The organism is Paracraurococcus lichenis, assembly GCF_030657435.1.
GTDB lineage: Bacteria > Pseudomonadota > Alphaproteobacteria > Acetobacterales > Acetobacteraceae > Paracraurococcus > Paracraurococcus lichenis.
This window is the reverse complement of record NZ_JAUTWS010000398.1, coordinates 1-722: the sequence shown is the minus strand read 5'-3', so window position 1 is coordinate 722 and position 722 is coordinate 1. Positions and strand designations below refer to the sequence as shown.

General features: G+C 68.0%; 2 protein-coding genes. Both read left to right on the top strand.

Translation table 11 applies throughout. The features are described 5' to 3' along the window. Positions 1 to 78: 78 nt before the first annotated feature. On the top strand, positions 79 to 396 hold the full coding sequence (locus Q7A36_RS40470; protein WP_370655816.1) for a transposase: 318 nt from the start codon (positions 79 to 81) through the stop codon (positions 394 to 396). A gap of 140 nt (positions 397 to 536) precedes the next feature. Then, positions 537 to 722: transposase (locus Q7A36_RS40465; protein ID WP_305109438.1), on the top strand; the 186-nt coding region annotated here is incomplete at its 3' end.

Below are 722 nucleotides of genomic sequence, written 5' to 3'. Positions count from 1 at the left end.
TGTTGCAGGGATCGCCGGATCGGCTGGCGTGGGATAGGTTGGGTGCGAGGGTGAGCCCTCGTTCGAGGGAGGGCCACCATGCCGTTTAAGGCCAACGCCGACCGCCGGCACCATATTCCAGCTCAGCAGCGCCGGATAAAGAACTGGGCCGAGTACGACGCCGGCCTGCGCGCTCGCGGCAGCCTCACCGTCTGGTTCACGGCTGAGGCCATCGAGGCCTGGCACGCGGCGCCGCGCACCACCCCCGGCGGGCAGCCCTGCTACTCGGACCTGGCCATCACCACCGCCCTGACCCTGCGCGCGGTGTTCCGCTTGGCCCTGCGCCAGACCGAAGGGCTGATCGGTTCCGTCCTGCAGCCGGTGAGTGTCAACCGAGTTGCCGCGCTGATCTCGTAACGGGGCCTCCTATTCTGAGTGGTGGCTCTTGATGGGATCCGGGGTGATGAGCTGAGGCCCGGGTAGCGTGCCTGGGGCCGGTCTGTGATGATGCGCGACGACGGGGCGGCGACCCGGCCCTCCCCAGGAGCGTCGGCATCATGGCTGCACCAGATCTGGTCAACCTCTCAGCGCTGATCGACGACGCCAAGTGCTTTGCCTTGGTGCGCCAGCATCGTTGGCCGGAAGGGGTGCACTGCCCTGCCTGCGGCAGCGGTGGCGTGGTGCGAGACGGCTTCGACGAGACCCAGGCGCATCGGCAGCGGTATCGGTGCAAGTCGTGCACA

Coding starts and splice junctions, on each gene's coding strand:
- Q7A36_RS40470 (WP_370655816.1), top strand. CDS start 79: ATGCCGTTTAAGGCCAACGCCGACCGCCGGCACCATATTCCAGCTCAG.